The sequence below is a fragment of the Novosphingobium sp. genome (assembly GCF_036803765.1).
GTDB lineage: Bacteria > Pseudomonadota > Alphaproteobacteria > Sphingomonadales > Sphingomonadaceae > Novosphingobium.
Genome location: NZ_DAIRTS010000015.1, coordinates 23,662 through 47,074 on the forward strand (window position 1 = coordinate 23,662; position 23,413 = coordinate 47,074).

Sequence of the window (23,413 nt, forward strand, 5' to 3'; positions counted from 1 at the left end):
CGGTTCGCATGAGCAATTTCGGGCTGCCTACGAATATTTCCGCTATGGCGGCAGGCGACGTTTTCAAACGCCATGGGCTGCGCTACGCCATGGGCCATGTTGTCCGCCGTAGCCTCCGCCCGCGCGATCCTCACCTCGCTGCATGAGGTCATGGCCTCGCGATCCGGCGCGCAGGCCAAGCTCAATCGCATCGTCGACGTGATCGGCGAGAACCTCAACAGCGAGGTCTGCTCGATCTACCTGCTGCGCGAGGGCATGCTCGAGCTGTTCGCCACGCGCGGGCTCGAACAGGCCGCCGTCCACGTCACCCGCATGGCGGTGGGCGAAGGTCTGGTCGGCACGATCGCGCAGAACATCGAGACGCTCAACCTCGCCGAGGCGGCCGCGCACCCCGACTTCGCGTTCCGCCCCGAAACGGGCGAGGAGCGCTTCCACTCGTTTGCAGGCGTGCCGATCGTGCGCCGCCAGCGCGCGGTGGGCGTGGTCGCGGTCCAGCACGTCGATCCGCGCCGCTACGAAGAGGTGGAGATCGAGGCGCTGCAGACCGTGGCGATGGTGCTGGCCGAGCTGATTGCCAATGCCGAGCTGATCGACGACGAGGACGTGCTCGGCGTGCCCGACCACCTCACCGGCGCCGATCGCCTGACAGGGCAGTCGCTGGTCAAGGGGCTGGCGGTGGGCCATGCCGTGTTCCACCAGCCGCGCGTCACGATCGAGCATGTCGTCGCCGAGGACACCGAGGCCGAGCGCCAGCGCGTCTATCTCGCCTTCGACAAGATGCGCGAGCAGATCGACCGCATGGCGAGCCAGGCCGAGTTCGGCGTGGGCGGCGAGCATGAAGAAGTGCTCGAGACTTACCGCATGTTCGCCTACGACGAGGGATGGAGCCGCCGCATCAACGAGGCGATCGACTCCGGCCTGACGGCAGAAGCCGCGATCGAGCGCGTCCAGCAGCGCACCCGCATGCGCATGCGCCAGATCGACGATCCCCTGCTCGCCGATCGCATGCACGACCTCGAGGACTTGTCCAACCGGTTGCTGCGCATCGTCTCGGGCCAGCTGGGCACCGCGGCGAGCATGGGCCTCAAGGGCGATGCCATCCTCATCGCGCGCAACCTCGGCCCGGCCGAGCTGCTCGAATACGACCGGCGCCGGCTGAAGGGCGTGATTCTCGAGGAAGGCTCGCTGACGGCGCACGTGGTGATCGTGGCCCGCGCCATGGGCATCCCCGTGGTCGGCCGCGTGCGCGCGCTGCGCGGCAAGGTGCGCGACGGCGACCTCTTGCTGGTCGACGGCGACCACGGCCTGATCGACGTGCGCCCCGCACCCAGCCTGGTCGAGGCGTTCGAGGCGCGCTTCGCCCGCAGCCGCGAGCGCCAGGCGCAATATGCCGCGATGCGCGAGCTCGAACCGGTCACGCGTGACGGCCAGCGCATCACCGTGATGATGAACGCCGGCCTGCGCGACGACATGCCGATGCTCAACATGACCGGCGCGGACGGCATCGGCCTGTTCCGCACCGAGTTCCAGTTCCTCGTCTCGGCCACCCTGCCCCAGCGCGAGAAGCAGACCCGGCTCTATCGCGACGTGCTTGATGCGGCGGGCGAGCGGCCGGTGGTGTTCCGCACGGTCGACATCGGCGGCGACAAGGTGCTGCCGTATCTGCGTCACAACGGCGAGGAGGCCGAGGAGAACCCGGCGATGGGCTGGCGCGCGCTGCGCGTCGCGCTCGAGCGCGACGGGCTGCTCAAGGTCCAGGCCCGCGCCCTGCTCGAAGCTGCGGCGGGCCGCACGCTGTCGGTCATGTTCCCGATGGTGACCGAGCCGTGGGAATTCGATGCCGCCAAGGCGGTGTTCGAGAGCCAGCTGGCCTTCCTGCGCCGCCAGAAGAAGGTGCTGCCCGAGGCGATCCGCTATGGCGCCATGCTCGAGGTGCCGGCTCTGGCCGAATGCCTCGACCAGCTGGCGCCGCGCCTGTCGTTCCTGTCGATCGGCACCAACGACTTGACTCAATTCCTGTTCGCCGCCGATCGCGCGCATCCCAAGCTGGCGGAGCGCTACGACTGGCTGAGCCCGGCGATCCTGCGCTTCCTGGCGCGCGTGGTGCGCACCGTCACGCCTCATGGCACCGCGCTGACGATCTGCGGCGAGATGGGCGGCCGGCGGCTGGAGGCCCTGGCGCTGATGGGCCTTGGCATAACCCGCCTGTCGATCACCCCGGCGGCGGTCGGACCGGTCAAGGAACTGGTGCGCATGGTCTCGCTGGCCGAGATCCGCGCCGCGATGGACGGCTGGCTGGCATCGCCGCCGCAGGATATGCGCAAGACCCTGGCGGAGTGGGCCAGCGCACATGGTATCGACTGCGATTGAACCCAACCGACCGCCGTCGCCGCTTCCAACTGCGGCGCAAAATGGTTGACTTTCGCGCGATTGCAACGATCCCTGCCTAACGGTTCCGACCGGAGCCGACGGGTTGCACGACAAGTTTTTGATACGGGAGCCGCGCCTTGGCCGACTCGAACGAGTCCGATTATCTTTCCGCCGCCACGGCGGATGCCGGCGCACCGCGCGGCAAGCAGAACGGCGGCACCATGCTGCGCGCCGCACGCGAGGGGCTCGGCCTTTCGCCCGAAGACCTCGCCACTCGCACGCGCATCAACGTGCGGCACATCGTCGCGCTCGAGGAAAGCCGCTACGATGCGCTGCCGGGCAAGCCCTATGTGCTCGGTTTCGCGCGCAGCCTGGCCAAGGCGCTGGGCCTCGATGAACACGCCGTCGCCGAAACCGTGCGCAGCGACCTTGCCGCGCGCGCACCGGCGCCCGAGGCGCGGGTGATCCATCAGTTCGAAGTCGGCGATCCGGCCAAGACGCCGTCCCGGCTGGTCAACTGGCTGGCCGGCCTGCTGGTGATCGCGGTCCTCGGCCTCGGCCTGGTGTTCTGGCGCAGCTATTACTGGCCTTCGGCCGAGCTGCCCTCGCTGGTCGGGCCTGAGACCGAGGCGGCCAAGCCCGCCCCGCGCGCCACGCCGGCCCCGGCACAGCCTGCCCGGCCCAGCGGCCCGGTCGCGTTCACCGCGCAGGAAGACCGCATCTGGGTCAAGTTTTACGACGCGAGCGGCAAGCAGCTGCTGCAAAAGCTGATGGCCAAGGGCGAGACTTATACCTTGCCGGGCGACGTCGCCGAACCGCGCCTGTGGACCGGCCGCCCCGATGCGCTGACCATCACGATCGGCGGGCAGGCCGTGCCCCGGATCGCCGAGAAGGAAGGCATCGTAAAGGACGTGCCGGTGAGCGCGACGGCGCTGCTGGCCCGGGCTGACGCGGCAGCGGCGCCCACGGCAACGCCGTCCGCGGCGGCATCGTCGGCGCCGCGGCCGCGCGCGCCGGGCTATCGGATGCAGCGCCGCCGCGCCGAGGGGACGGACACCGGCACGACGCAGCCGATCACGCCTGCACCACCGGTGGAAAGCCCGGCGTCGGTGCCGGCAGGGTGACACAAGGTTGAGGCACGATAAATCAGGGATTGCGCCGGGGGGCGAACTGCTGCCGATGGCAGCCACGCAAAGCGAGACGGGAATGATGACGAACACGACAGTCCGCGCAACGGGCACCTTTAATGGCAAACGACCGCTGCGCACGGCCCTTGCCATGGCGCTGGCGATCGGCGCGCTGCCGGCCCTGCTGCCGGCGCCTGCGCGAGCGCAACAGGCGACGCCGGGCGAAAGCACCGAGGCGCGCCTGCGCCGGCTCGAGGCCGAAGTCCGCGCCTTGCAGCGCAAGGTCTTCCCCGACGGCGCCGGCCGTGCCTTTGGCCCCGAGATCACCGCGCCCGCCACCCCGGCGCCGACGCCGGCCCCGGCCCAGTCGCCGCTGACCGACGTGCTTTCGCGCATCGACGCCGTGGAGGCGCAGCTGCGCCAGCTGACCGCAACCACCGAGGAAAACCAGAACCACCTGAGCAAGCTCGACACGCGGGTCGATGCGCTCGAGGCTGCCGCCACGCCAGCGCCGACTGCGGCACCGGCTGCCGGGACCGACGCCGCGCCGCTGCCGGCCACGACCCCCGCGCCTGGCAAGCCCACGCCGCGCCCTGCCGGCCAGGCGACGCCCGATAAGCCCGCGACGCCCGCCGCGGCTCCGGCCAAACCCTCGCCCGACCGCATCGCCGCCGTCGCGGCGATCGCCAAGCCGTCGACCGCCGACAAGGCCGACGACGAATATACTTATGGCTTCCGCCTCTACGATGCGAAGTTCTACCCCGAGGCGCAGGTCCAGCTGACCAAGTTCGTGGAAGGCTATCCCAAGAGCAAGCGCATCAGCTTTGCCCGCAACCTGCTGGGCCGCGCCTATCTCGACGATGGCAAGCCCGGCACCGCGGCGCAGTGGTTCCTGCAGAACTACCTCGGCGACAAGCAGGGCGAGCGGGCTGCCGACAGCCTGCTCTACCTCGGCGTGGCGATGACGCGGATCAACGATACCAAGCGCGCATGCGGCGCCTTTGCCGAACTGCGCGACAGTTACCCCGCCGACATCGGTGGCCGCCTCAAGGGCGCATACGAGACGGCTGTCAAGGGAGTGAAGTGCAATTGACCAGCACGCCCCAGCCCCGGCGGATGAGGTGCTGGCGCGCTTTCGCGCCGACTGGGACGCGCTGAACCAGCTTGGCGAGGCGCGATACGGCCTCGCCGTCTCGGGCGGACCGGACAGCATGGCCCTGTTGCTGCTGGCCGCCTCCGCGCTGCCGGGCCGGGTCGCGATCGCCACCGTCGACCATGGCCTGCGCCGCGAAAGCGCCGATGAAGCGCGCATGGTGGCGCGCGAATGCGCCGCCCTGGCACTGCCCCACGTCACGCTGACGCTGGCGCTGCCCGCGGGCGCCGGGATTCAGGCACGGGCACGCACGGCCCGCTATGCCGCGCTGGCTGGCTGGGCCCGCGACAACGGCCTCGCCGGCCTCGTCACCGCGCACCATGCCGACGACCAGGCCGAAACGCTGGCGATGCGGCTGCACCGCGGCGCAGGAGTGCGCGGGCTGGCCGGAATGCGCCCCGTCGCGGCGGTGCCGGGCGACCCCGCGTTGCCGCTGTTGCGCCCATTGCTCGGCTGGCGGCGCGCGACCCTCGCTGCGGTGGTGGCCCAGGCCGGCATTGCCGCAGCGCATGACCCCTCGAACGACGACCTGCGTTTCGAACGCGTGCGCGTGCGGCAGGCGCTCGGCGGTGCGCAGGACTGGCTGGGCAGCGAAGGCTTGGCTGCAAGCGCGGCGCACTTGGCCGAGGCCGACGCGGCGCTCGACTGGGCTGCGGCCCGCCTTTTCGCGGCAAGCTGGCAGCCGGACGGTGAAGGCCACGGTGGCCTGCTAGCCCTCGACACGCGCGTGCCACCGGCGCTAGGCCTGCGCCTGCTGGAACGCGTCCTTGCCGCGCTCGGCGCCGATCCCGCCGCCCCGCGCGGCGCTGAACTGGCGCGCTGGCAGGCAACGCTGGCCGCAGGCGGGATTGCAACACTGGCCGGTATCCGCGCACAGGGCTTGCCCGAAGGCTGGCGCTTTGCGCGTGCCGCCCCGCACCGCCGCACGTGAATCGACGGCCCAGGGCTGAATTCACGCGGGGAATCGCCGTTATCGCCTGTCCGGTGGGCCATACCGACGATTCGGCAACTTGCCATTCAGCCGATCGCACCTACTTTCGATGCAGCATGGCCCATCCGGCCCGACAGGACAGCATGAACCGATGAACGACGACCAGCCGCAAGGTAATCCCTGGATGAAGAGCCTACTGGTGTGGGGCGGGATCTTTCTCGCGCTGCTGCTCGTGGTCTCGATGTTCGGCGCGCGCAACGACGTGTCGGGCACCCAGATCGCCTACTCGGATTTCCGCGCCCGCGTGGCCGAGGACGCCGTGCGCAATGTCCAGGTCGGCCCGGACAAGATCACCGGCACGCTGAAGAACGACCAGACCTTCAGCACCGTGCCCGTCCCCAACGACCCCGACCTGACCAAGCTGATGCAGGACCATGGCGTGCAGTATGCCGGCAAGGCCGAAGAGCAGCCCAACATGCTGCTGTGGGTCATCGCCCAGTCGCTGCCGTTCCTGCTGATCCTGGGCGTTGCGTTCTTTGCGCTGCGCCAGGTCCAGAAGGGTGGCGGTTCGGGCGCGATGGGCTTCGGCAAGTCCAAGGCCAAGATGCTGACCGAGCGTTCGGGCCGCGTGACGTTCGACGACGTCGCCGGCATCGACGAGGCGCGCGAGGAGCTGCAGGAGATCGTCGAGTTCCTGCGCGATCCCAGCCGCTTCTCCAAGCTTGGCGGCCAGATCCCCAAGGGTGCGCTGCTGGTCGGCTCTCCCGGCACCGGCAAGACCCTGCTGGCCCGCGCCATCGCGGGTGAGGCGGGCGTGCCGTTCTTCACCATCTCGGGTTCGGACTTCGTCGAGATGTTCGTCGGCGTCGGCGCCAGCCGCGTGCGCGACATGTTCGAGCAGGCCAAGAAGAATGCACCGTGCATCGTCTTCATCGACGAAATCGACGCGGTCGGTCGCCATCGCGGCCATGGCCTGGGCAACTCGAATGACGAGCGCGAGCAGACGCTGAACCAGCTGCTGGTCGAGATGGACGGTTTCGAGGCCAACGAAGGCATCATCATCATCGCCGCGACCAACCGCCCCGACGTGCTCGACCCCGCGCTGCTGCGTCCGGGCCGCTTCGACCGCCAGGTCGTGGTGCCGGTGCCCGACATCGAGGGCCGCGAGAAGATTCTTGGCGTGCACATGAAGAAGGTGCCGCTGGCGCCCGACGTCAACCCGCGCGTGATCGCTCGCGGCACGCCCGGCTTCTCGGGCGCCGACCTTGCCAACCTTGTCAACGAGGCCGCGCTGCTGGCTGCCCGCCGCAACAAGCGCCTCGTCGCCATGCGCGAGTTCGAGGACGCCAAGGACAAGGTGATGATGGGCGCCGAGCGCCGCTCGATGGTCATGACCGACGACGAGAAGAAGATGACCGCCTATCACGAGGCCGGCCACGCCATTGTCTCGGTGTTCGAGCCCGCGTCGGACCCGATCCACAAGGCGACGATCATCCCGCGCGGCCGCGCCCTGGGCATGGTTATGCGCCTGCCCGAGCGTGACAGCTATTCCTATCACCGCGACAAGATGCACGCGAACCTGTCGGTGGCCATGGGTGGCCGCGTGGCGGAAGAAATCATCTTCGGCCACGACAAGGTCTCCTCGGGCGCCTCGGGCGACATCCAGTACGCAACCGGCCTTGCCCGCAACATGGTCACCAAGTGGGGCATGTCGGAAAAGCTCGGCCCGCTGCAGTACGAGGACCAGCAGGAAGGCTATCTCGGCATGGGCGGCTCGGCCCGCCTGATGGCCTCGGAAGACACCAACAAGCTGATCGACAGCGAGATTCGAGCGCTGGTCGACCAGGGCTATGCCCGCGCCAGCGACGTGCTGCGCGGCAACGAGGACAAGTTGCACCTGCTGGCCCAGGCGCTGCTCGAGTACGAGACGCTGACCGGCGAGGAGATCAAGATCCTCATCGACGGCGGGCAGCTCGATCGCCCCGATCCGGCGGCAGCAGCCTCGCGCCCGCTGGCCGCACCCGGCGCCGCGGTGCCCAAGTCGGGCCGTCGCTTCAACGGCGCAGGCCTGCAGCCGCAAGGCGCCTGATCCAGCCTTACGGCGCTGGCCAACCTACAGAAAAGGCCCCGTGCGCAAGCGCGGGGCCTTTTCGTTTGGGGAGTTGTGCCGGGAACCGCGGGCCCGTCTCCCTCCGTGCGAAGGAAGGCCGGCCCTGGCGATCAGAAGCTGAGCGTGGCGGTCGCGAAGATCTGGCGCGGATTGCCCCAGTACGTGGTCAGCACGCCTTCCTTGCCCAGCGTCGGGATGAGGTTGCCCGCCGGGGTGTAGGTCAGCTCGCCGGTCGTGGCATTGCCCGCGACGTAGGTATAGCCCGAGGTCTTGTAGCGCTTGTCGGCGAGGTTCTTGCCGTAGACGCCCAGCGTCCAGCGGCCGCCCGGTGCGCGATAGTAGATGCTGGCGTCGAACAGCGCATAGGCCGGCTGGTCGAGGAAGGGATTGGGCACCTCGAACTGGTAGGTCTTGCTCTTCCACGACACGCCGCCGGTCACGTCGACCGAACCGCTGCCCACCGGGATGGAATAGCTGGCCGAGGCGTTGCCGGTCCAGGCCGGGGTGTTCTGCACCTTGCGATAGGCGGCGACATCGGTCGGCTTGCCGGCGATCAGCGTCACGTACTGCAGGTACTTGGCGTCGATGTATCCCAGCGAGCCGTTGAGCGAGAAGCCGCCGAGCTTGAGCCGGCCCTCCGCCTCGACGCCCTGCATCCGCGCCTTGCCCGCGTTGGAGACGACGCCGCAGAAGCTGGGCAGGCCAGCGACGGTGCAGGCCACCGAGCCGGGGATCTGGACGTCGGTGTAATCCATGCGGAAGCCGGCGAGGTTGATCGACAGCTTGCGGTCGAACAGGCGCGTCTTCACGCCCACTTCGTAGCTGTTGACCTTCTCGGGGCGGAAGCTGAGGAAGTCGCCCTGGCTGACCCCGGCGGGCGCGTTGACGCCAACGCCGCGCGGGTCGAAGCCGCCGCCCTTGAAGCCTTGGCTGAAGCTTGCGTAGAGCGTGTTGTCGACATTGGGCTTGAAGTTGAGCGACACGCGCGGGGTGAACTTGTTGTACTTCGCGCTGCCCAGGAAGTTGGTGCTGGGTGCGCCGAAGGCCACGCCCGCGCCGCCGAACACCGGCGAGCCGCCGCCGAGGTAGTTCTGGCGCAGGATCTGGGCATAGCGCTTGTCCCAGGTATAGCGGCCACCGGCCTCGAGGCTGATCTGGTCGGTGATGTCATAGGTCATGTTGACGAAGGCGGCGGAGGTATCGGTGCGGATGTTCGCGCCGGTGAAGGCGGCAAGGCCCGGCACCGTGGTGAACAGGCGCACATCGAACTGCGTCAGCGCCGTCGCATAGAGGTAGTAGGCGCCGGCCAGCGCGTGGAAGCGGCCGCTGTCGAACAGCACCTGCAGCTCCTGGCTCCACTGCTTGTTGCGGTAGTAGGCCGGTACGTCGACGTCCTGCGAGGCGGTGGCGTCGAAGTCGATCGGCGAGGCGCTGTCGTCCTTGCGGAATGCGGTGATCGAGCGGAAGGTCAGCGTGTCGGTCGGCTTGGCTTCCATGAACAGCGACCAGCCCCAGGCCTTGACGTCCTGCCTGGGGCTGTTGAGCCCGGCCTGGGTATCGAACACGTTGGACAGCACCGGCGCACCGGTCAGCTGGCCGCGGATCTCGCGATGGCCGCCGCGCGGGTTCGACATGTCGTGAGTGTAGTCACCGGTCAGGCGCGCGAAGAAATCGGTGGCATGGACCTCGATCGTGCCGCGTCCGGCCCAGATGTCCTTGTTGTAGTTCGACAGGCCGGTGGTGAGGTTGCGACCGAAGCCGCCGCGCGTCAGGCGCGCCACGGTGCCGCTGGCGCGCAGCACCCCGTCGCTGGTCAGCGGCGAACTGACGGTCAGCACGCCGTCGGCCTGGTCGTAGCTGCCATAGGTGCCGCGCAGCGAGAGGTGCGCCTTGTCGTCGATCTTCTTGGTCACGTACTTGATCGCGCCGCCGATCGTGTTGCGGCCATAGAGCGTGCCCTGCGGCCCGCGCAGCACTTCGACGCGCTCGACGTCGTAGATGTCGAGCACCGCGGCTTGCGGGCGGTTGAGATAGACGTCGTCGAGGTAGATGCCCACGCCCTGCTCGAAGCCCGAGACCGGGTCCTGCTGGCCCACGCCGCGGATGAAGGCCGAGAGCGTGGAGTTGGTGCCGCGCGACGGCTCGAGCGTGACGTTGGGCACTTCGTCGGCGAGCGAGGTGATGTCGCCTGCGCCCTTGGCGGCGAGTTCCGCGCCGCTGAAGGCCGAGATCGCGATCGGCACCGAGGTCAGCGATTCGCTGCGGCGACGGGCGGTGACGATGATCGCTCCGTCGGCGGTCAGTGCCGGATCGCTGGCCTCCGAAGCCTGGGGGGCGCTGTCCTGCGCGATGGCCGAGGCCGGCAGTGCGCCCACGGCCACGCTGGCGAACAGGATTGCGGTCAACGGGCGAATGCGATTGCTGGCGGTCACGGCCATGGGGTCCTCTCCTTGCGCGGCGGTCTTTTGCGCCGGCGCCTGAGCGGACAATATTGAAAGGTGAACCGACTTTCAACTTTGAATTGTGACGCGCAGTTTCACTGCACGGCGCCGCGTTGCAATCGCGCCACACGCACGCCACGCGCGTCGCCGCGACAGGCCCATGCCGGACCCGTGCGATGCCGTGAATTCAGGGGAATCAGAGCGAGAGGAACAGGCCCGCGAGCGCTGCACTCATCAGGTTGCTGAGCGCACCGGCACACAGCGCCTTGAGGCCGAGGCGGGCGATCACCGGGCGCTGGTTGGGCGCCAGGCCCCCGGTCACCGCCATCTGGATCGCGATCGACGAGAAGTTGGCGAAGCCACACAGCGCGAACGTGACGATCGCGACGGTGTGCTCGGACAGGCCCTTGGCCTGCTCGAGGTCGATGAAGCCGACGAATTCGTTAAGCACGATCTTGGTGCCGAACAGGCCGCCCGCCGCCATGGCCTCGGCCCAGTTGGGCGCGCCTAGCAGCAGGAACAGGGGCGCGAAGATCGGCGCGAGGATCTGCTGGAAGGTCAGCCCGGGGTGGCCGAACCAGCCGCCCACCCAGCCGAGCATGCCATTGGCCAACGCGATCAGCGCGACGAAGGCAAGCAGCATGGCGCCGACCGCGACCGCCAGCTTGACGCCGGTCTGTGCGCCTTGAGCCGCAGCCATGATGAGGTTGGCGGGGCGCTGTTCCTCGGGCGCTTCCTCCAGCGACGGCTTGATGTGCGGGTTGGTCAGCGTGGTATCGGCATCGGGCGCGCCGGGCAGCGGCGGAGCGTCGGGCATGATGAGCTTGCCCATGAACACGCCGCCCGGTGCCGACATGAAGGCCGCGGCGACGAGATAGTCCACCCGCACGCCAAGACCCGCATAGGCTGCAAGGATCGTCCCCGCGACGCCGGCCATGCCCACGCTCATCACCGTGAAGATCTGGCTGGGTGTCAGCGCGGCGAGATAGGGCCGGATGACCAGCGGCGATTCGCTTTGCCCGACGAAGATGTTGGCCGCGGCGCACAGCGATTCGACTTTGCTGATGCCGGTGACCTTTTCGAGCGCGCCGCCGATCCAGCGAATCACCAGCGGCATGATGCCGAGGTAATAGAGAATCGAGATCAGCGCCGCGAAGAACACGATCGGCGGGAGCACCGCGATGGCGACGCTCTTGCCGCCGAGTTCGGGCTTGGCGAGATCGCCGAACACGAATTCGACGCCTGCGCGCGAATAGGACAGCAGCTGTTCGACCGCGCTGGCCGCGCCCTGCAGCGCCGCCTTGCCCGGCGGAAAACTCAGCACCAGCGCGGCGAGGCCGGCCTGCAACGCAAAGGCGGGGAGCACCACGCGCCAGCGGATCGCGCGGCGGTTGGACGAGAGCAGATAGGCCAGGGCAAAGAGCAGTGCCATGCCGGCAAGACTGGAAAGAATGCGCATGGCGGGGAGGCCAACTCCGCTTTTTCAGGATTTATACGGTTTCGTTCCTAACCAAGTTTGGCGCCACGTCAAAACCGCGTTATCGGCAATCCATGGAAAAGTCGTCTTTCGCCGGGCAGGACACCGCAAGCCCGACCATGATCGCCGTGCCGCGCGGGCTGTTCGCCTTCGCCCTCCTCTATGGCGGCCTCGTCGTGCTCTCGGGCGTGCTCGGTGCCAAGATCGCCAGCCTGGGCACGTGGCCCGGGGTCGGCGGGCTTGCCGTGGAATCGGGAATCTTCGGATTCCTCATCCTCGTCGTGCTCGCCAGCGCGACGGCCGAGCTTTACGGGCAGGCCACCGCCAACCTGCTGGTCCGGCTGGGGTTCGTGCCGCTGATCGTGTCGATGCTGCTACTGACGCTGGTGATCCGCGCCGTGCCGCCCGCCCCGTTCTGGCAGGGCCAGGAGGCGTTCGCCTCGGTGCTGGGCCAGGGCGTTCGCATGCAGCTGGCGGGGCTGGTCTCCTACGGCGTGTCGCAGACGCTCAACGTCCACGTCTTCGCCCGTATCGGCGGGGGCCGCGGCCATCACCTCCTGCTGCGCGCCTGGCTTGCCGGTCTGCTCAGCCAGGTGGTCGATACCGTGATCTTCATAACGCTGTCGTTCTGGGGCGAGACCGGCGCAGATGGCCACCCGCTGCCGATCGGCGCGCTGATGACCGGGCAGCTCGGCGCCAAGCTGCTGCTGTCGACGCTGATGGTGCCGCCGCTGATCTGGCTCGCGGTGCGGATCGGCCGCCGCCTCGACGCATGAGCGCATACGAAATCGCTTCAATTTCGCGCCGATCACAGTAAGGCCCGTGGCCATTATGGCCACCAACATCGACCAGACCGACTCCTATCGCACCAGCATGCTGGCGAAGGCGGAAACCCTGACCGAGGCGCTGCCCTACCTGCAGCGATACGCGGGCAAGACCTTCGTGGTGAAGTATGGCGGCCATGCGATGGGCGATCCCGAGGCCGCGCGCGATTTCGCCGAGGACATCGTGCTGCTGAAGGCCGTGGGCGTGAACCCGGTGGTCGTACACGGCGGCGGACCGCAGATCGGCGCCATGCTCAAGAAGCTGGGTGTCGAATCGACCTTCGTCGACGGGCTGCGCGTCACCGATGCCGCCACCGCCGAAGTCGCCGAGATGGTCCTGTCGGGCAAGATCAACAAGGAACTGGTTGGCTGGATCGCGGGCGCCGGCGGCAAGGCAATCGGCATCTCGGGCAAGGATGCGGGCCTCGTCACCGCCACCAAGGTGGAGCGCACGACCAAGGACCCCGAAAGCGCGATCGAGCGCGCGGTCGATCTCGGCTTCGTGGGCGAGCCTTCGGCAATCGACCCGACGATCCTGCACACCGTCAGCGCGGCGGGCTTCATCCCCGTCGTGGCGCCGATCGGGGTGGGCGAGGATGGCCACACCTACAACATCAACGCCGATACCATGGCGGGCGCGATCGCGGCCAAGCTGGGCGCTTCGCGGCTGTTCCTGCTGACCGACGTCGCCGGGGTGCTCGACAAGGACAAGCGCCTGCTGACCGACCTGACGCCCGACGACATCGCCGGCCTCACTGCCGACGGCACGATCAGCGGCGGGATGATTCCCAAGCTGGAAACCTGCGTCCACGCCGTCGAGGCGGGTTGCGAGGCGGCGGTGGTTCTGGATGGACGCGTGCCGCATGCGATGCTGCTCGAGATCTTCACGGCACGCGGCGCCGGCACGCTGATCCACCGCTGATTCACACACTGATTCATCGCGGATTGCGTTCACGCAGGCGAAAGATTCGGAACCGATGGCGCGCCCGCGCGTGATAACAGGCATGATCCGTGCCTGCATCGCCACCGCCCTCGCCTCTGCCATCGTCTTCAACCTTGCCGGGTGCGATCGCCAGCCCCAGCCCGATGCCAGCGCCTCGCAGCCGCTCGATGCCGCGGTGATGACGCCGCCGGCCTGGATCGTCGCCCCGTCCGACATGCCGAGCGAGGATGCCGACCCGGCCGCAACCGCCAGGCCCGCGCCTTCGGCCAGCGCCGCCGCCACCAATCCCGCATTGAGCGCGACGCGCAACCCCGGCGCGGTCCTTGCCGCATGGGGCGACGCCGTTGAACAGCGCGACTGGCCGATGGTGCGCGCGTTCTGGGGCGACCACGGCCGCGGCAGCCGCATGGACGAGAAGACCTTTGCCGCCCGCTGGGGCAAACTGGTCCAGCCGCGCGTCACCATCGATGAAGGCACGTCCGAAGGTGCGGCGGGTTCGATCTATTACACCGCCCCCGTCACCATCATCGACGGATCGCGCCGGATCACCGGCGAGGTCGTGATGCGCCGGGTCAACGACGTGCCGGGCGCCACCCCCGAACAGCTGCGCTGGCATATCGAGAGCACGACGCTGAACCCCTGATCGCAAAACGGCCCTGATCGCCCCACGGTTTTGATTGTCTGATAGGGCACCCCGTACGCCTGCGGATGCGATTGCCCTGTGCCCCCCGGCTGCGCTAAAGCGCGCACGAACCGTCGCGAGGGGAACCAGACGTGCTGCTTTATACCATCGTCCAGATGATCGACTATCTCATCAGCGTCGTGAGCATGGTGGTGATCGTCCAGTTCGTCATGGGCCTGCTCATCAGCTTCAACGTCATCAACACCAGCAACAATGCCGTGATCGCCATCTGGCGCGCGCTGAACGCGATCCTCGAGCCGCTGCTCGCGCCCATCCGCCGCTTCATGCCCAACACCGGCGCGATCGACTTCTCGCCGATGGTGCTGATCGTGCTGCTCAACCTCCTGTCGATCCTGCTGCGCGGCATCGCCGCCTCGGGGTATTGAGCCGATGACCGCCGTTGTCATCGATGGGCGCGCCTTCGCCGCCGACCTGCGGACGCGCATCGCGACGCTTGCCGCCGAGTTCGAGGCCAAGGCCGGGCGCAAGGCAGGCCTCGCGGTGGTCCTCGTCGGCGAGGATCCGGCCAGCCAGGTCTATGTCCGCTCCAAGGGCAAGAGCACGATCGAGGCCGGCATGGCGAGCTTCGAGCACAAGCTGCCCGCCGACACCGACCAGGCGACGCTGCTGGCGCTGGTGGAGCAACTCAACGCCGATCCCGCCGTCGACGGTATCCTCGTGCAGCTGCCGCTGCCGCGCCACATCGACGAGCAGACGGTGATCGCCACGATCAACCCCGACAAGGACGTCGACGGGTTCCATGTCACCAATGCCGGCCGGCTCGCGGTTGGCCAGCCGGGCTATGTCCCGTGCACGCCGCTGGGCTGCCTCATGCTGCTCAAGGACAAGCTCGGTGACCTCGCCGGCCTCGACGCGGTGGTGATCGGGCGTTCCAACATTGTCGGCAAGCCGATGGCGCAGCTGCTTCTCGCCGAGAGCTGCACCGTCACCGTCGCGCACAGCAAGACGAAGGACCTGCCCGACGTGGTGCGCCGCGCCGACATCGTCGTGGCGGCCGTCGGTCGGCCCGAGATGGTCAAGGGCGACTGGATCAAGCCCGGCGCCACGGTCATCGACGTCGGCATCAACCGCGTTCCCGCCGCCACCGAAGGCAAGACGCGCCTGGTCGGCGATGTCGACTATGCCGGTGCGGCAGAAGTCGCGGGCGCGATCACGCCCGTTCCCGGAGGTGTCGGGCCGATGACGATCGCCGTGCTGCTGCGCAACACGCTGGTCGCCGCCTGGCGCAACGCGGGGTTGAACTTGCCCGCCGACGCAATCTGACCGGCGGCACAAGGCTCAACGCCGCGCTTGCCGCACACGGGCGAAGCGATACAACCGGGGCATGCTCCGACCGTTTCCTGCCGCCGCCGCGCTTGCACTGTGCTTGACGACCATGCCCGCCGCGGCCCAGTCCGGCGGCGGGCGGCTGCGCGTTTCCGCCAATCCCAGTGCGCTGATCGCAGCCGACATCGCCATGGCGCAGGCGATCCCCGCCAAGGGATCAAATGCGGCCCTCGCCGCGACGATGGCGGAAGGGGCCGAGATCGTCCTGCCGCCGCGCCTTTCTGCCGATGCCGTGCTCCGGCGCAAGATGGCGTTGCCGGCGCGCCCGCATCGCCCCGATGCCGCGTGGATCGCCTGTGATGGCACGACCGGCCTCACCCGTGGCGCGTGGCAGGGGGCCGATGGCAGTGCCGGGTGGTATGCCACGGTGTGGCAGCGCCATCCCAAGAAGGGCACTTACCAGTGGCGGCTGATGGTCGAGGCCGCGCAATCGCCGGCCCCGGCCGCGCCCGAATTTCTGCTCGGCCTCGTCGCCGACTGCCCGGCGCGCCCGGCGCGGCCCGACGCCGTGGCACCCGAGGGTCGAGCGGACCGCGGCAAGCCAGGCAAGGCTCCGCCGCCGCAGCCGCGCCCGCTCGCCGGCCCGCTGCCGCGCGACGACGCACCGGCCGGCAGCGACATGCGCGACGGCCAGTCGTTCGACGGGTCACTGGCCTGGCGGGTCGGCGTCTGGCCCGACGGCAGCCGGCACATGCGGGGCTTTATCTGGAAGGATGGCAGCATGACCGAAATTCTGCATCTCGACGCCGCGCCCCTCGCCGGTGCACAAGGCTGATCATGCTGCAACTGTTCCTCTCCGCCTTCACCACGCTGTTCCTCGTGATCGACCCGCCGGGCTGCGCGCCGATCTATGCCGGGCTGACCACCCATGCCAGCGCAGCGCAGGCGCGGTCGATGGCGCTGCGCGCCTGTCTCATCGCCACCGGCATCCTGATCGTCTTCGCGCTGTTCGGCGAAGGCCTGCTCGGCGCGCTGCACATCGAACTGGCGAGCTTCCGCATCGCCGGCGGCGTGATGCTATTCCTCATCGCGCTCGACATGGTGTTCGAGAAACGCACCGAGCGGCGCGAGGAGCGCGCGGAAAAGGTCCGCAACGCCCAGCCGCACGTCGAGGACGTGTCGGTGTTCCCGATGGCCATGCCGATGCTGGCGGGCCCGGGGTCGATCGCCTCGATCATGCTGCTCACCGCGCGCGCGCACGGGACCGAGGAGACGGTGGTCGTGCTCGGCGCCCTGATCGTGGTCATGGCCATGAGCTTCGTCGCACTCGTCGCGGCGCGGCCGATCATCCGCGTCCTGGGCCACCAGGTCGAGGCGGTGGTCACCCGGTTGCTGGGCGTGCTGCTGGCGGCATTGGCCGCTCAGTTCGTGATCGACGGGCTGCGCACGCAGTTCTGAACGCCCGTCGATCCTGACCATCGCCGACGCCAGAAAAAACGGCAGCCCGGCCCAGGGGCCATGGCTGCCGTAAGGTCGAGAACCCGATACATCGCTGCACCGAGCCCTTCGGGTCGCACGAGGCGTCTACGCGATCGTACGGGGCCGGGATTGTATGGAATCGACAAAAACGGTGGCATCAGAGCCACATCTCTTGCCGATTCCTCGCGCAAATTGAAATTCAACCAAAATGACAGCGTTTTGCCGCTTGGCGATCGGCATAGTGCCCGCGATAGCGATGCACCCCGTCGCCCCCGGTGACGCGTCGCCCCATCCCCTTCGCCATTCGCATCAGGCCTGTAATGCCCTATCGCCTTGCTCGACCTCTGCTTTTCCGCCTGCCCGCTGAAACTGCCCACACGCTGACCCTGCGCGCCCTGTCGGTCGCTGCGCTGGCCGGCCGACCCGCGCCCGAACCGGCGCTGGTGCAGCGCGTGGCCGGCATCGCCTTTCCCAATCCCGTGGGCATTGCCCCCGGCTTCGACAAGAACGCGCAGGTTGCCGACAGCCTGTTCGGCCTGGGCTTCGGCTTCGTCGAGATCGGCACGGTCACCCCGCGCCCGCAGGAAGGCAATCCGCGCCCCCGTCTGTTCCGCCTGGTGGAGGACGAGGCGATCATCAACCGCATGGGCTTCAACAACGACGGCAGCGCCGTCGTGGCGAAGCGCCTGAGCGACCGGCTTGGCCGACCCGGCGTGCTCGGTGCCAACATCGGCGCCAACAAGGATTCGGAAGACCGGATCGCCGACTATGCCGAGATGACCCGGATCATGGCGCCGCTGGCGACCTATCTCACGGTCAACATCAGTTCGCCCAACACGCCGGGCCTGCGCGCGCTGCAGGACGAAGGCGCGCTCGGTGCGCTGCTCGACGCGGTCATCGCCGCACGCGGCACGCACAAGACGCCGCTGTTCCTCAAGCTGGCACCCGACCTGCAACCCTCCGATATCGATGCGATCTGCCGAATCGCGATGGACAAGCGGCTCGATGCCCTGATCGTCAGCAACACCACGATCACCCGGCCGCCCAGCCTGCGGTCGCCGCGCGCCGCCGAAACCGGCGGGCTGTCGGGCAAGCCGCTCGCCCCGCTCGCGCTCGAGGCGCTGCGCACCTTCCGCAAGGCCACCGGCGGGGCGATCCCGCTCATCGGCGTCGGCGGCATCACCAGTGGCGAGGATGCCTGGCAGCGGATCTGCGCAGGCGCGAGCCTCGTGCAGCTCTATACCGGCCTCGTCTTCGAAGGACCGAACCTCGCCAAGACGATCGCGGCCGATCTTGCACGCCGCGTGCGCTCCGCCGGCATGACAAGCATTGCCCAAGCGGTCGGGAGCGAATAGCCACGATCGCATGATCGTGCGCTTCCCCCTCCCGTTCGCCGCCGCTCTTTCCACGCTGGCCCTTTCCGCTTGCCAGACCATGCCGGGCGACACCGCACCGGCCACAGGCACGCCGGCGACTCCTTCGGCGCTGGCGCCGGGCCGGCTCGACAGTGCAGAATTCGGTGCGCAGGGGCTGGTCTCTGCCGCCGATCCGCGGGCGGCCGACGCCGGCGCGCAGATGCTGCGCCAGGGTGGTTCGGCCACCGACGCCGCGCTCGCGACGATGCTCGCGCTGACCGTGGTCGAGCCGCAAAGCTCGGGCATCGGTGGCGGCGGTTTCCTGGTGATGGCCGATGCGGCCGGGACGGTGGACACCGTCGATGGCCGCGAAAAGGCGCCGGCTGCCGCGACGCCACAATGGTTCTTCCGCGATGGCCGGGCCATGGCCTTCGGCGAAGCGCGACCCGGCGGGCGCAGCGTCGGCGTGCCCGGTTCGCTGCGTCTCGCTGCCATGGCGCATGCCCGGCACGGCAAGCTGGCGTGGCACATGCTGTTCCAGCCGGCGATCCGCCTCGCCCGCGACGGCTTTGCCGTGACCCCGCGCCTCCATCGCGCGCTGACCGACAGCGCCGCGATTGCCGGCCTCGACCCCGCGGGTCGCGCGCTGTTCTATGGCGCCGACGGCCAGCCCCTGCCGGTCGGCACGATCGTGCGCAATCCGGCGCTCGCCACGACGCTCGAGGCACTGGCCCGGCGCGGCGCCGACTGGTTCTACAGCGGTGACAACGCTGCCGAGATCGCGCGCAAGGTCGGCACCGCGCCGGTCAACCCCGCGCCGATGACCACCGCGGACCTTGCCGCCTTCGCCGCCGTCGGCCGGCCGTCGGTCTGCGGGACCTATCGCCAATACCGCATCTGCTCGATGGGGCCGCCGTCTTCGGGCGCGACCACCGTGCTCGCCACGCTCGGGCAGCTCGAACGCTTCGACATGACCGCCCTCGGCCCGCAGTCGCCCCGCGCCTGGCACCTGCTCGCCGAAAGCGAGCGGCTGGCCTATGCCGACCGTGACAAGTACCTGGCCGACCCCGATTTCGTGAAGGTGCCGACCGCCGGCCTGGTCGATCCCGCCTATCTCGCGCAGCGTTCGCAGCTGATCGCGCAGGGCTCCAGCCTGCCGCACGCCATGGCCGGCACGCCCGCCGGCGTCGTGGCCCGCCTTGCCCCGGCGCGGCCGCAGCCCGAATTCGGCACCTCGCATTTCGTCGCGGTCGACCGCTGGGGCAATGCGACCAGCTATACCTCGACGGTGGAAAGCGCCTTCGGTTCGGGCCTGATGGCCGGCGGATACTTCCTCAACAACGAGTTGACCGACTTCAACCTCGATCCGCTGTCCGATGGCCAGCCCACCGCCAACCGCGTCGAAGGCGGCAAGCGGCCGCGCAGCTCGATGTCGCCCACCGTGGTCTATGGGCCGGACGGCCAGATCCGGCTGGTAGTCGGCGCCGCCGGGGGTGCGACAATCCCGGCGCAGGTGATCCGCGTCATCATCGGGGTGATCGACTGGCACCTGACCGCGCAGCAGGCGATCGCCCTGCCCGTGCTTTTCGCACCGGGTGACCGCGTCTGCGTCGAGCCGGGGACCACGCTGGAAGCGATGATCCCCGCGCTGGTCGCGCTCGGCCATACGCAAGTCCAGGCCTGCCCGATGCCGCTGAAAGCCAACGCGGTCGAACGCGTCGGCAAGCGCTGGATGGGCGCCGCCGATCCGCGCAGCGAAGGCGCCGCGATCGCGCAATAGCACTTGGCCGGATCCGGGGCGGCATCCGGTGCTGCCGCCCCATGACGGCACCAAGACCACGCTTGCCGTAGCGGAACGACGGCCTTACCAAATCGTTTGTCAGGCTGGTCATTCGCGCATGGGCCAGCGGGGGAGAGAACACGCGTGTCCCATTATTCGAGCCGGCCGGCACCCTTGTCGGCCCACCTGGCGACCATGCCGAACCTCGTCAGCCTGTTCCTCGACCAGGCCGACCGCCACGGCGACGCGCCGTTCCTGTCCGCCAAGCTGGGCGGCAAGTGGATATCCCAGTCCTGGAAAGAGGTGGCCGACAAGGTCTGCCTGCTCGCCGAGAGCCTGCGCGCGCTCGGGCTCAATCCTGGTGACCGTGTAGCCCTGGTCTCGGAAAATCGGCCCGAGTGGTGCATCGCCGATATCGCGATCATGGCTGCGGGGCTGGTCACCGTGCCGACCTACACCACCAATACCGAGCGCGATCACCTGCACATCCTGCAGAATTCCGACGCCCGCGCGATCATCGTCTCCAACGCCAAGCTAGCGCAGCCGCTGCTGGCGGCAGCGCTGCGGGCCCCTTGCGCGGAGCACGTCATCGGCATCGAGCCGTTGCGCCAGCAGCAGGCCGGGACGCTGGCCTTCCACGACTGGACCGAGCTGACCAGCGGAGACGCCACTGCCGCGCAGGCGCAGGTGCGCGAGCGCATCCGGCAGATCCGCCGCGAGGATCTGGCGTGCATCATTTACACCAGCGGCACGGGCGGTGCGCCGCGCGGCGTGCGCCAGCACCACGGCGCGATCCTCGCCAATGTGTTCGGCGCGGCCGAAGTGCTCGAGCAGGACTTCTCGCTCGGCGATGACCAGTTCCTCTCGTTCCTGCCGCTCAGCCATGCCTACGAGCACACCGGCGGCCAGTGGCTGCCGATCGGCGTCGGCGCGCGGATCGCCTATGCCGAGGGCCTGGAGAAGCTGGCCAGCAACATCGAGGAAGTGCGCCCGACGCTGATGGTGGTCGTCCCGCGCCTGTTCGAGGTGCTGCGCGCCCGCATCATCAAGCAGATCGAAAAGCAGGGCCGCTTCCCCGGCTGGCTGATGGAAAAGGCGCTGGGCATCGCCGCCCATGCCGAGACGCATGGCCGCACGCGCCTCGTCGATCGTCCGCTCGACCTGCTGATCGAACGCACCCTGCGCCCCAAGGTCCGGGCCCGCTTCGGTGGCCGCCTGAAGGCGCTGGTCTCGGGCGGCGCACCGCTCACCCCCGACGTCGGGCTGTTCTTCCAGGCCATGGGCTTGACCATGCTGCAGGGCTATGGCCAGACCGAGGCCGGCCCGGTGATCTCGTGCAACCGGCCCGCCGCCGGCATCCGCATGGACACGGTCGGCCCGCCGCTGTCGGGTGCCGAAGTGCGCATTGCCGAGGACGGCGAGATCCTCGTGCGGGGCGAACTCGTGATGCACGGGTACTGGCAGAACGAGGCCGAGACTGCGAGGGCGATCCAGGATGGCTGGCTGCACACCGGCGACATCGGCCACATCGACGCACGCGGGCGGATCAAGATCACCGACCGCAAGAAGGACATGATCGTCAACGACAAGGGCGACAACGTCGCGCCGCAGAAGATCGAGGGCATGCTGACGCTCCAGCCCGAGATCGCGCAGGCGATGGTCTCCGGCGACAAGCGTCCCTACGTGGTCGGCCTGATCGTGCCCGATGCGGAATGGGCGATGCACTGGTCGGTCGAACACGACGCGCCGCACGATCTGGCGCAGCTGCACAACCTGCCCGCCTTCCGCAGCGCCGTCCGCGCCGCGGTGGACCGGGTCAACAAGGACCTGTCGGTGATCGAGAAGGTGCGCCAGTTCGCGCTGGCCGACGAACCCTTTGCCATCGCCAACGAGGAACTGACCCCCTCGCTCAAGATCCGTCGCCACAAGATCCGCGAGCGCTACGGCGCGCGGCTCGACGCCCTGTACAAGAGCTGATGCCGGACGGGGGCGGCCAGGACTATCAGGCCGCCTCTTCCATCGGCACGAATTCGGGAAAGAACGTCGGCGCGCGGGTGGACCAGCCCGGTGCCGTGGCAGCCGCCTCGCTGATCGACTGCAGCAGGTCCTTGCGCCGCATCGGCGCGATCTGCGGCAGCGCGGCGGCGCCGCAGAACGCGGCGGGCAACCAGGGCCGTGCCTCGGCGCCGAGCAAGCGCTCGTAGAGAAAACGGTAGGCCGAAAACCCGTCGAGCCGCTCCTGCGCAAGGTCGAAGGCGCTGACCTGGACCAGCGCACCCATGAAACGTTCAAGCCCCTGGCCCTCCGGCCCCTTGGGCAACATGGCGCGCAGCGTCTTCAGGTCCTGGTAAGCGACATACTGGCGGCGGATCGCCACTGTCTCAGCCGGTGTCCGCGCCCAGATCCGGAACGCATCCTGTCGCCCCAGCCCGATGTCGAGGCTGCGCCGGATATACCGCTGCGTCGCCGCCGGAAAGCTGGCGAATTCGCGCAGTTCGTTAAGCAGCTGGGTCGCGGTTCGATTGTGGAACATGGCACACTCCGGGGTGGCGCCTGTGCCCGATGCGCAAACGACACCCGATGTCGCAACGCTAGAACCGCAGGGTTAGCACCACCTGAAGCGCGCCATGGACATCCTTGCTTGGTAAAGGGCCGTGGCTACAGCTTAAAAAAGCCCGCTTCGGATCAGATACGCCGATAACGGAAGTACCAGACCTCGTGCCCCTGCGCGCGAGCCTTGGCTTCGTAGCGGGTTTCGGGCCAGCCGCCGGGCCGCACCTGGAAGTCCTGCGGCCCTTCGGCAAGCCAGCGGAAGCGGTCGGTGTGGCGGCGCATGACCATGAGTGCGTGGCGCAGGTAGATCGGATGATCGGTGCCGAAACGGAACTCGCCGCCCCGCTTCAGTTTGCGCGCGAAGAGTTCGAGCGGGCCGTCGTTCATCATCCGCCGCTTGGCATGGCGCGCCTTGGGCCAGGGATCGGGGTGCAGCAGGTAGAGAAACGACAACGCGCCATCGGGGACGCGGGCGAGCACTTCGAGGGCGTCGCCGTGATGGATGCGCACGTTGCCGATCGGCGGGTGCGCACCATTGTCGCCATCGACGTGCGTCAGCGCCTGCGCCACGCCGTTGAGGAAAGGCTCGGCGCCGATGAAGCCGTGGTCGGGCAGCATGTCGGCACGGCCGGCCATGTGCTCGCCGCCGCCGAAGCCGATCTCGAAATGCAGCGGGCGATCGCTGCCGAACAGCCGCTCGGCTGTGACCGAGCCTTCCTCCGGCACGGCGATGCGCGGCAGCAGCGTGTCGACCAGCGCCTGCTGGCCCTGACGCAGCGGCTTGCCCTTGGCGCGGCCATAGAGGCGATTGAGCGTGGTGGGATCACCCGATTTGTAGGCCGTCATGGGCGCAGCCGATGGCAAAGGTGCGCCCCAGGGTCAAGCGGCGCGGTCTAGGAGG

General features: G+C 68.7%; 19 protein-coding genes. 15 read left to right on the forward strand and 4 right to left on the reverse strand.

What is annotated here, in order from left to right:
- Window positions 1–96 precede the first annotated feature (96 nt).
- From ptsP to ftsH, 5 genes are all read left to right on the forward strand, one after another.
- Window positions 97–2,370, forward strand: a complete 2,274-nt coding sequence (gene ptsP / locus V7Q48_RS11360) for a phosphoenolpyruvate--protein phosphotransferase (protein WP_333838220.1) — start codon at window positions 97–99, stop codon at window positions 2,368–2,370.
- Between the two features lie 137 nt (window positions 2,371–2,507).
- Window positions 2,508–3,494: a helix-turn-helix domain-containing protein gene (locus V7Q48_RS11365; protein ID WP_333838221.1), complete on the forward strand. Its 987-nt coding sequence runs from the start codon at window positions 2,508–2,510 to the stop codon at window positions 3,492–3,494.
- A gap of 55 nt (window positions 3,495–3,549) precedes the next feature.
- Window positions 3,550–4,590: a tetratricopeptide repeat protein gene (locus V7Q48_RS11370; protein WP_333838223.1), complete on the forward strand. Its 1,041-nt coding sequence runs from the start codon at window positions 3,550–3,552 to the stop codon at window positions 4,588–4,590.
- A 28-nt stretch (window positions 4,591–4,618) separates the two neighbouring features.
- Window positions 4,619–5,581, forward strand: a complete 963-nt coding sequence (gene tilS / locus V7Q48_RS11375) for a tRNA lysidine(34) synthetase TilS (RefSeq protein ID WP_333838225.1) — start codon at window positions 4,619–4,621, stop codon at window positions 5,579–5,581.
- A gap of 151 nt (window positions 5,582–5,732) precedes the next feature.
- Complete coding sequence (gene ftsH / locus V7Q48_RS11380) at window positions 5,733–7,670, forward strand: ATP-dependent zinc metalloprotease FtsH (RefSeq protein WP_333838226.1); 1,938 nt, start codon at window positions 5,733–5,735, stop codon at window positions 7,668–7,670.
- Window positions 7,671–7,801: 131 nt separating this feature from the next.
- Here ftsH and V7Q48_RS11385 read toward each other — a convergent pair whose 3' ends face one another.
- Window positions 7,802–10,129, reverse strand: coding sequence for a TonB-dependent receptor (locus V7Q48_RS11385; RefSeq protein WP_333838227.1), 2,328 nt, complete (start codon window positions 10,127–10,129; stop codon window positions 7,802–7,804).
- A 199-nt stretch (window positions 10,130–10,328) separates the two neighbouring features.
- Window positions 10,329–11,591, reverse strand: a complete 1,263-nt coding sequence (locus tag V7Q48_RS11390) for a NupC/NupG family nucleoside CNT transporter (RefSeq protein ID WP_333838228.1) — start codon at window positions 11,589–11,591, stop codon at window positions 10,329–10,331.
- 92 nt (window positions 11,592–11,683) lie between these two features.
- On the opposite strand from V7Q48_RS11390, the gene V7Q48_RS11395 reads away from it, so the two are divergent.
- The 10 genes from V7Q48_RS11395 (at window position 11,684) to V7Q48_RS11440 (ending at window position 21,936) form a co-directional block, all read left to right on the forward strand.
- Window positions 11,684–12,385, forward strand: coding sequence for a queuosine precursor transporter (locus tag V7Q48_RS11395; RefSeq protein ID WP_333838229.1), 702 nt, complete (start codon window positions 11,684–11,686; stop codon window positions 12,383–12,385).
- 55 nt (window positions 12,386–12,440) lie between these two features.
- On the forward strand, window positions 12,441–13,355 hold the full coding sequence (gene argB, locus V7Q48_RS11400) for an acetylglutamate kinase (protein WP_333838230.1): 915 nt from the start codon (window positions 12,441–12,443) through the stop codon (window positions 13,353–13,355).
- A gap of 82 nt (window positions 13,356–13,437) precedes the next feature.
- The gene (locus V7Q48_RS11405) at window positions 13,438–14,019 is read left to right on the forward strand and encodes a hypothetical protein (RefSeq protein WP_333838232.1); all 582 of its coding nucleotides are present in this window, start codon (window positions 13,438–13,440) and stop codon (window positions 14,017–14,019) included.
- 131 nt (window positions 14,020–14,150) lie between these two features.
- Window positions 14,151–14,444 (forward strand): YggT family protein, encoded by a 294-nt coding sequence (locus V7Q48_RS11410; RefSeq protein WP_333838233.1) that lies wholly within the window; start codon window positions 14,151–14,153, stop codon window positions 14,442–14,444.
- A gap of 4 nt (window positions 14,445–14,448) precedes the next feature.
- Window positions 14,449–15,342: a bifunctional methylenetetrahydrofolate dehydrogenase/methenyltetrahydrofolate cyclohydrolase FolD gene (gene folD, locus V7Q48_RS11415; protein ID WP_333838234.1), complete on the forward strand. Its 894-nt coding sequence runs from the start codon at window positions 14,449–14,451 to the stop codon at window positions 15,340–15,342.
- Window positions 15,343–15,445: 103 nt separating this feature from the next.
- On the forward strand, window positions 15,446–16,180 hold the full coding sequence (locus V7Q48_RS11420; protein WP_333838235.1) for a hypothetical protein: 735 nt from the start codon (window positions 15,446–15,448) through the stop codon (window positions 16,178–16,180).
- Window positions 16,181–16,182: 2 nt separating this feature from the next.
- Window positions 16,183–16,803 (forward strand): MarC family protein, encoded by a 621-nt coding sequence (locus tag V7Q48_RS11425; RefSeq protein ID WP_333838237.1) that lies wholly within the window; start codon window positions 16,183–16,185, stop codon window positions 16,801–16,803.
- Window positions 16,804–17,144: 341 nt separating this feature from the next.
- The gene (locus tag V7Q48_RS11430) at window positions 17,145–18,179 is read left to right on the forward strand and encodes a quinone-dependent dihydroorotate dehydrogenase (protein ID WP_333838238.1); all 1,035 of its coding nucleotides are present in this window, start codon (window positions 17,145–17,147) and stop codon (window positions 18,177–18,179) included.
- A gap of 10 nt (window positions 18,180–18,189) precedes the next feature.
- On the forward strand, window positions 18,190–19,959 hold the full coding sequence (gene ggt / locus V7Q48_RS11435; protein ID WP_333838239.1) for a gamma-glutamyltransferase: 1,770 nt from the start codon (window positions 18,190–18,192) through the stop codon (window positions 19,957–19,959).
- Window positions 19,960–20,154: 195 nt separating this feature from the next.
- Entirely contained in the window at window positions 20,155–21,936 is a 1,782-nt protein-coding gene (locus V7Q48_RS11440; RefSeq protein ID WP_333838307.1) for an AMP-dependent synthetase/ligase, read from the forward strand.
- A 25-nt stretch (window positions 21,937–21,961) separates the two neighbouring features.
- Here V7Q48_RS11440 and V7Q48_RS11445 read toward each other — a convergent pair whose 3' ends face one another.
- Both V7Q48_RS11445 and trmB read right to left on the reverse strand, forming a co-directional pair.
- Window positions 21,962–22,492, reverse strand: a complete 531-nt coding sequence (locus tag V7Q48_RS11445) for a hypothetical protein (protein WP_333838240.1) — start codon at window positions 22,490–22,492, stop codon at window positions 21,962–21,964.
- A gap of 152 nt (window positions 22,493–22,644) precedes the next feature.
- The gene (gene trmB, locus V7Q48_RS11450) at window positions 22,645–23,358 is read right to left on the reverse strand and encodes a tRNA (guanine(46)-N(7))-methyltransferase TrmB (RefSeq protein ID WP_333838241.1); all 714 of its coding nucleotides are present in this window, start codon (window positions 23,356–23,358) and stop codon (window positions 22,645–22,647) included.
- Window positions 23,359–23,413 lie beyond the last annotated feature (55 nt).

What these genes read in the sequence shown, in the direction of transcription:
- V7Q48_RS11390 (WP_333838228.1), bottom strand. Translation starts at nt 11,591, where the DNA reads ATGCGCATTCTTTCCAGTCTTGCCGGCATGGCACTGCTCTTTGCCCTG.
- V7Q48_RS11425 (WP_333838237.1), top strand. Translation starts at nt 16,183, where the DNA reads ATGCTGCAACTGTTCCTCTCCGCCTTCACCACGCTGTTCCTCGTGATC.
- argB (WP_333838230.1), top strand. Translation starts at nt 12,441, where the DNA reads ATGGCCACCAACATCGACCAGACCGACTCCTATCGCACCAGCATGCTG.
- V7Q48_RS11385 (WP_333838227.1), bottom strand. Translation starts at nt 10,129, where the DNA reads ATGGCCGTGACCGCCAGCAATCGCATTCGCCCGTTGACCGCAATCCTG.
- folD (WP_333838234.1), top strand. Translation starts at nt 14,449, where the DNA reads ATGACCGCCGTTGTCATCGATGGGCGCGCCTTCGCCGCCGACCTGCGG.
- ftsH (WP_333838226.1), top strand. Translation starts at nt 5,733, where the DNA reads ATGAACGACGACCAGCCGCAAGGTAATCCCTGGATGAAGAGCCTACTG.
- V7Q48_RS11430 (WP_333838238.1), top strand. Translation starts at nt 17,145, where the DNA reads ATGCCCTATCGCCTTGCTCGACCTCTGCTTTTCCGCCTGCCCGCTGAA.
- V7Q48_RS11370 (WP_333838223.1), top strand. Translation starts at nt 3,550, where the DNA reads ATGGCAGCCACGCAAAGCGAGACGGGAATGATGACGAACACGACAGTC.
- trmB (WP_333838241.1), bottom strand. Translation starts at nt 23,358, where the DNA reads ATGACGGCCTACAAATCGGGTGATCCCACCACGCTCAATCGCCTCTAT.
- V7Q48_RS11440 (WP_333838307.1), top strand. Translation starts at nt 20,155, where the DNA reads ATGCCGAACCTCGTCAGCCTGTTCCTCGACCAGGCCGACCGCCACGGC.
- V7Q48_RS11405 (WP_333838232.1), top strand. Translation starts at nt 13,438, where the DNA reads ATGATCCGTGCCTGCATCGCCACCGCCCTCGCCTCTGCCATCGTCTTC.
- ptsP (WP_333838220.1), top strand. Translation starts at nt 97, where the DNA reads ATGTTGTCCGCCGTAGCCTCCGCCCGCGCGATCCTCACCTCGCTGCAT.
- ggt (WP_333838239.1), top strand. Translation starts at nt 18,190, where the DNA reads ATGATCGTGCGCTTCCCCCTCCCGTTCGCCGCCGCTCTTTCCACGCTG.
- V7Q48_RS11395 (WP_333838229.1), top strand. Translation starts at nt 11,684, where the DNA reads ATGGAAAAGTCGTCTTTCGCCGGGCAGGACACCGCAAGCCCGACCATG.
- V7Q48_RS11445 (WP_333838240.1), bottom strand. Translation starts at nt 22,492, where the DNA reads ATGTTCCACAATCGAACCGCGACCCAGCTGCTTAACGAACTGCGCGAA.